Annotated in this window: 6 protein-coding genes and 2 pseudogenes; 1 reads left to right on the top strand and 7 read right to left on the bottom strand. The window is 49.9% G+C overall.

All coding sequences use genetic code 11. From position 1 onward, the window contains the following. Positions 1-226, top strand: a pseudogene (locus tag FTU50_RS15380) (DDE transposase); the annotation flags it as partial. Between the two features lie 44 nt (positions 227-270). Here the strand turns inward: FTU50_RS15380 and FTU50_RS11150 are convergent. The 7 genes and pseudogenes from FTU50_RS11150 to rsmH form a co-directional block, all read right to left on the bottom strand. Next, positions 271-1,074: a putative RNA methyltransferase gene (locus FTU50_RS11150; RefSeq protein WP_168408065.1), complete on the bottom strand. Its 804-nt coding sequence runs from the start codon at positions 1,072-1,074 to the stop codon at positions 271-273. A gap of 65 nt (positions 1,075-1,139) precedes the next feature. Next, positions 1,140-2,258 carry a phospho-N-acetylmuramoyl-pentapeptide-transferase gene (gene mraY / locus FTU50_RS11145; protein ID WP_180047079.1) on the bottom strand — a complete coding sequence of 373 codons (1,119 nt, stop codon included), beginning with the start codon at positions 2,256-2,258 and terminating at the stop codon, positions 1,140-1,142. Beyond that, positions 2,259-3,668: a UDP-N-acetylmuramoyl-tripeptide--D-alanyl-D-alanine ligase gene (gene murF / locus FTU50_RS11140; protein ID WP_005180532.1), complete on the bottom strand. Its 1,410-nt coding sequence runs from the start codon at positions 3,666-3,668 to the stop codon at positions 2,259-2,261. A gap of 12 nt (positions 3,669-3,680) precedes the next feature. Continuing rightward, positions 3,681-5,174: a UDP-N-acetylmuramoyl-L-alanyl-D-glutamate--2,6-diaminopimelate ligase gene (locus FTU50_RS11135; RefSeq protein ID WP_005180534.1), complete on the bottom strand. Its 1,494-nt coding sequence runs from the start codon at positions 5,172-5,174 to the stop codon at positions 3,681-3,683. Between the two features lie 3 nt (positions 5,175-5,177). Further along, positions 5,178-7,009, bottom strand: a pseudogene (gene ftsI / locus FTU50_RS11130) (penicillin-binding protein PBP3). A 12-nt stretch (positions 7,010-7,021) separates the two neighbouring features. Beyond that, a complete protein-coding gene (gene ftsL, locus FTU50_RS11125) occupies positions 7,022-7,354 on the bottom strand; it encodes a cell division protein FtsL (RefSeq protein ID WP_005180539.1) in 333 nt (110 codons plus the stop codon). A gap of 11 nt (positions 7,355-7,365) precedes the next feature. Then, positions 7,366-8,277, bottom strand: coding sequence for a 16S rRNA (cytosine(1402)-N(4))-methyltransferase RsmH (gene rsmH, locus FTU50_RS11120; RefSeq protein WP_005180541.1), 912 nt, complete (start codon positions 8,275-8,277; stop codon positions 7,366-7,368). Positions 8,278-8,462 lie beyond the last annotated feature (185 nt).

The raw sequence follows: 8,462 nt of genomic DNA, 5'->3' as shown, positions 1-8,462 counted from the left end.
CAAAGTAAGCCCGTTGAGGATCAGTTTTCATATTGCATCTATTGCCCTTCTTAATTTACTCAGATTCGACTCTTTGGCTTCTGCAGGTAATCTACCCAAACATCTGGAAAGTTTAATGGAGAAATCTGATAGATATGTTTTACCTGAGAGACGGATGAGGAGTTACCCAAGAGTTGTAAAAGGAAAACCTCAAAAATACCCAAGAAAAAGCCAGTCAATCTCTTAACTGACTGGCATTACTCAACTGAGGGCTTTTTTAGGACTAAACACTTACTTTTTCTGAAACAGATACATCTGGTATTGCGCATTCAGCAGGAACTGATCCTGCTGCTCCAGCGCCTGACGGCGTTCCGGTTTGGCCTTATAGGCATATGGCGTCATCGCAATCAGATGTTTTAAATCGCTCTGATTTAAGCACATTGCTGCATCAACAACATCTTCACTGACCAACTCAAACACATCTTTTAGCTGTTCCACAAACTTCTGTGGTTCATGCACTTTAACTTCTTCAAACAAGGCTTCGCGCATCGCAAACAGATGCTGCGGTCCCGGGGTTACCACCATCAGATAAGCTTCCGGTTTCAGCACCCGCAGAATTTCCTCTTTCGGAATTGGGCTAAACAGACTGGTACACAGATCAATTGATTTATCCAAAACCGGCAAAGTCGCACCGGTTCCCACCACCCAGGTCACGTCTTTATTCAGTTTGGCGGCCACTTGCACTGCATTTTTGGCAATATCGACGCCCACACATTGCAGCACTTCAGCCTGCATGGCGTTGGTGTAATAGCCTTCCCCACAGCCAATATCAAGCAGGTTTTCAATACGCAGGCTGCGAATTTTCTCTACCACCGCCTGCTGCAGCGGTGCATAGTGTCCTGCACTTAAAAATGCCCGGCGCGCCTGTACAGACTCCGGAGTATCGCCCGGATTTTTACTGTGCTTATGTTGCACCACATGCAAATTGACATAGCCCTGTTTGGCCACATCATAACTGTGCTTGTTGTCACAGCGCCATGTTCGGTCGGTCAGGCTTAAGGGCTGACGACAGACAGGACACATCAGCAGGTTCATGTTTTTCTCCCAAGCTTGCTGCCATAAAAAAAGCCGGCAAGCGCCGACTTTTCAGTTCAATTTGCTTAGCGCAATTTTAAGGTCATTAAGCCTAAAACCACCAGCATAATTGTAATAATCCAGAAACGAATCACCACCTGGGTTTCACGCCAGCCTTTCTTTTCATAGTGATGATGCAGCGGCGCCATTAAGAACACGCGTTTATTACGCATCCGCAGTGAGCCGATTTGCAGGAAGACCGATATCGCCTCAACCACAAACACGCCACCCATAATCGCAAAGACGATTTCCTGACGCACCATCACCGCAATTGTGCCGAGCATCGCGCCTAACGATAAAGCGCCGACATCACCCATAAAGACTTGCGCCGGATGCGCGTTGTACCAGAGGAAGGCCAGACCGGCACCAATCATGGCGGCACAGATCACCACCAGTTCAGAGGCGTATTTGACATAAGGAATATGCAGATAATCGGCAAAGCGCACATCACCGGCCAGATAGGCAAATACACCTAAACCGGCCGCAACCAGTACAATTGGCATGATCGCCAGACCATCCAGACCATCGGTCAGGTTCACCGCATTGGAAGCACCATTAATCACCAGATAGGTAAAAATAATAAAGCCAATACCCAGTGGAATCATGGATAACGGAATGCTGAAATCTTTAAAGAACGGAATTAAGACATCCAGCATATCGGCGGTTTGCGCCGCGTTCGGCTGCTGTGTGGCAATATAGTACAGCGCAATACCTGCGCCCAAAGAGGCCACCGAAGTCCAGAAGAACTTCTTGCGTGCCGGTAGTCCGGCATTGTCTTTATAGCGGATTTTAATCCAGTCATCGGCCCAGCCAACCGCACCGAAGATCACCATAACCGCCAGCACAATCCAGACATAGGGGTTGGAAAGATCGGCCCAGAGCAGGGTCGAAATCCCAATCGACAGTAAAATCAGCACACCGCCCATGGTCGGGGTACCCATTTTTTTCGCATGCCCTTCTGGCGCAAACGAGCTGACTGCCTGACCGTATTTTAATGCCTGTAACTTACGAATCATCACAGGTCCAAGCAAAAGACCAATCCCGAGCGCTGTCAGGACACTCAGCAATGAACGTAATGTTAAATAACGAACCACCTGAAACGAGCTGTGATAGCCCGCAAGCTGTTCAAACAACCATAACAGCATTTAAAGTTTCTCCATCAATGCAGTCATCAACGTTTCCATATGGGTATAACGAGAACCTTTGAACAGGAAACTCATGGACTGAGGTTGATGTGTTTCGACTAGACTAATTAAAAATGGCAAGGCCTGTTCCTGATTCAAAAAGGCCTGGAGTTTTTTGCCGTATTGGGTACTGCGTGCCCCTTCCTGGCTGGCCGGAGCAAACTCGCCCACCGCCACCACAAAGTTCAGGCCTTTGAGCGACACTAGATCGCGGCCGAGCTTATAATGCTCAATTGCCGCCGATGCACCCAGCTCGCCAATATCACCGATGACCATGACCCGAATCCCCTCCTGCTGCGCCAGCACTTCACCGGCCGCCCGCATTGAGGTCGGGTTGGCATTATAGGTATCATCAATCAACAGATGCGCACCGTGCTGAATAAAATTCAGACGACCTTTGGCACCTTGGGCCTGTTCCAGTCCGGCTACAATATCATCCAGACCGATGCCAATCGCCAGCGCAAATGCCGCTGCGGCTGTGGCATTCTGGATATTGTGTTCACCAGCAAACGGTAAATCGACTGCACGCCCGCCTTGCGGGGTATGCAACTGGAAACGGGCCGATTGTGGCTGGAGTTCGATGTCGGTGGCAAACACATCCCCGCCATTACCAAAGCTGAGGCACTGTTCAGTGCGAACCGCCTGACGGATTGTGTCAGCAAAATCATCTGCGGCCGGTACAATCGAACATCCATCTGCCACAATATGCGCATAAATTTCAGATTTGGCCCGGCAGATGCCTTCACGGCCGCCGAACTCGCCCAAATGTGCGGTCCCGATATTAATAATTCCCGCTACCTGCGGCTGTACCAGCTGCGAAGTGTAATCAATTTCACCCTGATGGCTGGCCCCAAGTTCCATCACCGCATATTGATGTTCCGGACGCAGCTCCAGTAACATCATCGGTACACCTAAATCATTATTCAGGTTACCGCGGGTAATTAAGGTCGGCGCCAAGCGCGATAAAATACTGCCCAGCATTTCCTTGGTGGTGGTCTTGCCGCTGCTGCCGGTCAAGGCAATCACTTTCAGGTCGGGATATTGAGCACGACGATAAGCGCCCAAATGACCCAGCGCCAAGCGGGTATCCGGCACCACCAACTGGAAAATATCGGCATCGACCGGCTGGCTGACAATCGCTACCTGACAGCCGCTGGCTGCCACCTGTGCCACAAAATCGTGGGCATCAAAACGCTCACCTTTCAGTGCTAGAAAAGCATCGCCGGCTTCGGCATGACGGGAGTCGGTTAAAATCCGCTTAATTTCAGTGTTTGGCGCACGACCATTCAGCCAATAACCCTGGGTAGCCTGTTGTAACTGCGCTGCGCTCCACGGCGTTAGGACCGCAGTACTGGTGGTTGAAGTATGCATAAAAATTCCTGATTAGGCGGGATAAGCAGAGCTGGTAGCATGATGCTGGGCATCAATTGCAGCCTGTACTTCAACGACATCATCAAACCAGTGTCGCACCCCATCAATTTCCTGATAATTTTCGTGACCTTTACCGGCAATCACCACGATATCGCCCGGCTGGGCCTGCTTCACCGCAAACTTGATCGCTTCACGACGATCACGGATTTCATGATAGCTGTGGCCGCTAAAATCAATGCCCTGCTGCATGTCAGCAAAAATCTGGTCAGGCGATTCAGTCCGTGGATTGTCCGAAGTGAGCAAGGCGATATCGGCCTGCTCTAGCGCGGCTTGGGTCATTAACGGACGTTTGCCGCGGTCACGATCGCCGCCACAGCCAAAGACAGCCCAGAGCTGCTGCGATACATGCCGTTTCAGGGTAATTAACACCTGTTTCAAGGCATCTGGTGTATGCGCATAATCGACCACAAACAGACGTTCGCCATCACGAATCACCTGCATCCGTCCCGGTGCACCTTGCAGCTGTGGCGCGCTGGCAATTAAATCCGACAAGTCAAATCCGGCCTGCTCAACGGCAATCAGACTGGCCACCAGATTTTCCACATTAAAATGGCCCAGTAACGGACTGTGTACACGATAACGCTGCTGGGCGCTGATCAGTTCAAACTGCGCACCAGCCAGACTGTATTCGATATTCTGCACCTGATAATCCGCCGCTTGCGTGGTGGAATAAGTCAGGATTTTTGGTTGTGCCGGATTCTGACGCGCGGCGGTCAGCATAACTTCAGCAAAGGCATCATCCAGGTTAATGACCGCCACTTTTAAGCTGGCAAAACGGAACAGCGCGGCTTTGGCTTCAGCATAGGCCTCCAGCGTACCATGATAATCCAGATGGTCACGGCTTAAGTTGCTGTACACGGCAATTTCAATGCTACAGCCATTTAAACGACCCTGTTCCAGTCCATGTGAGCTGGCTTCAATTGCCGCAAATTCAGCGCCTTGCTGGGCATAGCTGTGCAGGGCCTGCTGGAGCTGTAAGGCATCCAGCGTGGTATGCGAAGAGGCTTCCAGATTCGGTAAAATGCCATTACCGGTGGTGCCCATCACCGCACACGGTTTGCGCTGTAACATCAGCAGCTCTGCTATCAGACGGGCGATGGTGGTTTTACCATTGGTGCCGGTAACCGCCAGAATACGTGCAGCCTGCAGCGGTTGGGTCGCGTGCAGATACTGTTTTTGCCACTGCCCCATTAAGTGACGTACCTCCGGTACGATCAGCTGATTCGGCAGGCCCAAATCGCTTTCTGCAATAATGGCCAACGCGCCACGCGCCAACGCCGCTTCGGCAAACTGGACGGTTTTTTCAGGCTGCGAAAAACTGGTCAGGGCAATAAAAATTTGCCCTGCTGTAACTTTGCGGCTGTCTAAGCTGAAGCCGGCAAAGGGTTGTGACATCCATCCAGCAACATGCTCAACGGTGTAAAGATCTTGAAATGTAATGGACATTCATCACCTATTTACTGGATTTGTGCTGTATCTAAAGGTTTATCTAAAGGTACATTCATTAAACGTAAGGATTCCTGCATCACCCGTGCAAACACTGGCGCAGCGACCAGACCGCCATAGTATTGACCGGTCGGGTTTTCTACCACCACAAACATGGCCAGACGCGGGTCACTGACCGGTGCAATTCCGGCAAACAGGGCGCGGTATTCATTTTGCGAATAGCCTTTGCGGTCGGCACGCAATTTATGTGCGGTACCGGTTTTACCGGCAACACGATAACCCGGAATATTGGCCTGACGCGCCGTACCGCCCGGTAAAGTCACCGCTTCCATCATCAGCAGAACCTGCTCGGCAATTTTCGGGTCAAGAATCTGCTCGCCCTGCACTTCGCCTTCCAACTTATACAGACTCAGCGGCAGTTTTTTGCCCTGATTGGCAATCATGGCATAGGCATCGACCAGTTGCAGCACGGTCGCATTCAGACCATAACCATAGGACATGGTTGCCACTTCAGAGACATTCCACTTGCTTGGCGGTAAAATCAGGCCGGCACTTTCACCCGGGAATTTCACAGCCGAACGCTGGCCAAAGCCCAAGCGTTTATAGAAGGTGGGCAAGGTTGAATAGGGCAAAGACAGGGCAATTTTCGCCACGCCGACGTTAGACGATTTCTGGATAATGCCAGCCAGGGTCAAATTGCCATAATTGCGGGTATCACGGATGGTATGGTTACCAACACGCATCGAACCACCCCCTAAATTGACCACAGTATTGGCCGAATATTTACCACTTTCCAGCGCCATGGCCACGGTAAATGGCTTCATGGTCGAGCCCGGCTCAAAGGAATCGACTGCCCCGCGGTTACGCATGGCATCTTTGTTCTCCAGGCCCTTTTTGTCATTCGGGTTATACGATGGCCAGCTGGTCATGGCTAGAATTTCACCGGTTTTCACATCGACTGCAATGGCTGTGGCAGAACGGGCATTATTGGCCACGCCGGCAGCGGTCAGTTCACGATACATGATGTATTGCAGGCGCGAGTCGATACTTAAAGTGATATTTTCACCGTGCTCGACTTCTTTAATCACTTCCGGATCTTTAACCCGGTTACCACGTTTATCACGGATAATTTGCTGTTCGCCATCGACCCCAGCCAGACGGCTGTTCAGCTGCATTTCCAGACCTTCAATCCCGGTGCCTTCACTATTGGTCAGGCCAATAATCTGGGCATTCGGCTGTGGCTGCGGATAATAACGCTTATAGTTTTTCTCGGTATAGACACCCTGGAAGTTGCGCTTCAGGATCAGCTCCGCCTGCTGTGGCGGTACTTCTTTTTGCAGCACCAGATAACGCGAACGCGGACGCTCATGCATTTTCTGATGCAATTCCTGACGGTCCATGCCCACCGCATCGGCCAGTTCATCCAGATTCAGGTTTTTATTGGGCAGTTGACGCTTGAGTTTGCGGTTATTCGGGTCTTTGGCCAGCTCAGCCATGGTGTCGTCATACAGCTCTTTGGCCTCAAAATAATCACGCGGATCAATCACCACTTTCATGATGGGGGTACTAATCGCCAAAGGCACGCCATGCCGGTCGTAAATCACGCCGCGCATGGCTTTGAGTTTTTCAGTTCTTAGAATATTGGCATTGGCCTTATTCTGCAGAAAATCATGATTGATAATCTGCACATAAAAGGCCCGGCAGACCAGCGCCACAAAGACCAGCAGCACCGTTCCCCACATCAGGTAGAAGCGCCACATATCGACATTTAAACTGCTTTTTTGGGTAACAGACTGCTGTTTTTTACCTGTTTGCTTCTTACGCGAATTTACCATGTACAGCCAGCCCTATTGTTTCTGTTCTGAAGTCGTCGGCAATGAAATCACCACAGTTTGTGCGGTGGGTGGTGAATACATGCGTAACTGGGTTACGGCACGTGTCCCGATCTGGGCGGTGGCACCAAAGGTCTGCTGTTCAATCAGCAGACGGCCCCACTCGGCATTGAGATCATCGCGCTCACGCATAAAAGAACTGAGCTGACGATAATCATGTCGATATTCAAACACCTGAAAGACCACCATGAGCGCACTGATAAACACCAGGGCCAACAAAATCAAATAGACGACCATTTTTTTCAGTCGTGACTGTTCTGTATTGTTTTCAACTGCTTTGGTTTTCATTCTTCGCCTGTTCAAGCTAACTTTTCAGCCACACGCAGCCACGCACTGCGTGAACGCGGATTGGCTTTGACTTCCTCTTCACTCGCACGGATACGAGCAATCTTTTTTAAACGGCGGGTATCTTGTTGTACTTGCGGCAGCCCCCAACCGGTATCTTCTGCCAAGCTTGATTCTTTTTGAATAAACTGTTTAATCAAACGGTCCTCTAAAGAGTGGAAGCTAATGACCGCCAGACGGCCTTCAGGCTTCAGCACTTCCACGGCCTGAGGCAAGAAAATATCAATATCTTCTAATTCTTTATTAATAGCAATACGAATGGCCTGAAATGTTCGCGTTGCCGGATGTTTATGCTTTTCCCATTTTGGATGGGCGGTTTTCACAATTTCGGCCAGCTGACCAGTGGTTTCAATCAAACCGGCATTTTTAATAGCTTTGGCAATACGGCGGCTATAACGTTCTTCGCCATATTTAAAAATAATATTGGCCAGTGCTTCTTCTTCAATCTGCAGCAGCCACTCCGCCGCGGTTTCGCCTTGCGAGTTGTCCATACGCATATCCAGCGGGCCATCCTGCATAAAGCTAAAACCACGTTCAGCCTGATCCAGCTGCGGAGATGATACGCCCAGGTCGGCCATCACGCCATCGACCTGTTCAATACCGCGTGCGGCCAGTTCCTGCTTTAAATCGGCAAAGCTGGCATGAATAATTTTAAACCGTGGATCTTGCTGTTCCAGTTCTGCTGCAACCGCTAAGGCCTGTGGGTCTTTATCAAAGGCATATACACGCGCATGTTCATCTAATTTGGACAGCAATAAACGGGTATGTCCACCGCGGCCAAAGGTGCCATCGACATAAATTCCTGTATTGCGTTCTGCCAGCAAGGCATCAACAGTTTCGTGGAGTAATACAGAAATATGCGACATAGGGATTCAATCAATACAGCCAAAATTTAACTGCACATTATTACCTTGTTTTGACAAAGCTCCAAACGACTTTTTGTACAGAAATATTACTTTTCATAGAGAAAACCGTTTTGTGATTTTGCCAAATATTCAAAAAGCCTCACAAGGAGGCTGTTTGAATTTATTTTTAACCAGTATGCAGACAA

The sequence above is a fragment of the Acinetobacter sp. YH12112 genome (assembly GCF_013418945.1).
GTDB classification, from domain to species: domain Bacteria; phylum Pseudomonadota; class Gammaproteobacteria; order Pseudomonadales; family Moraxellaceae; genus Acinetobacter; species Acinetobacter indicus.
The sequence above is the reverse complement of the archived record's forward strand: the minus strand, read 5'-3'. Positions and strand labels throughout refer to the sequence as shown.

Coding starts and splice junctions, on each gene's coding strand:
- FTU50_RS11150 (WP_168408065.1), bottom strand. CDS start 1,074: ATGAACCTGCTGATGTGTCCTGTCTGTCGTCAGCCCTTAAGCCTGACC.
- mraY (WP_180047079.1), bottom strand. CDS start 2,258: ATGCTGTTATGGTTGTTTGAACAGCTTGCGGGCTATCACAGCTCGTTT.
- murF (WP_005180532.1), bottom strand. CDS start 3,668: ATGCATACTTCAACCACCAGTACTGCGGTCCTAACGCCGTGGAGCGCA.
- FTU50_RS11135 (WP_005180534.1), bottom strand. CDS start 5,174: ATGTCCATTACATTTCAAGATCTTTACACCGTTGAGCATGTTGCTGGA.
- ftsL (WP_005180539.1), bottom strand. CDS start 7,354: ATGAAAACCAAAGCAGTTGAAAACAATACAGAACAGTCACGACTGAAA.
- rsmH (WP_005180541.1), bottom strand. CDS start 8,277: ATGTCGCATATTTCTGTATTACTCCACGAAACTGTTGATGCCTTGCTG.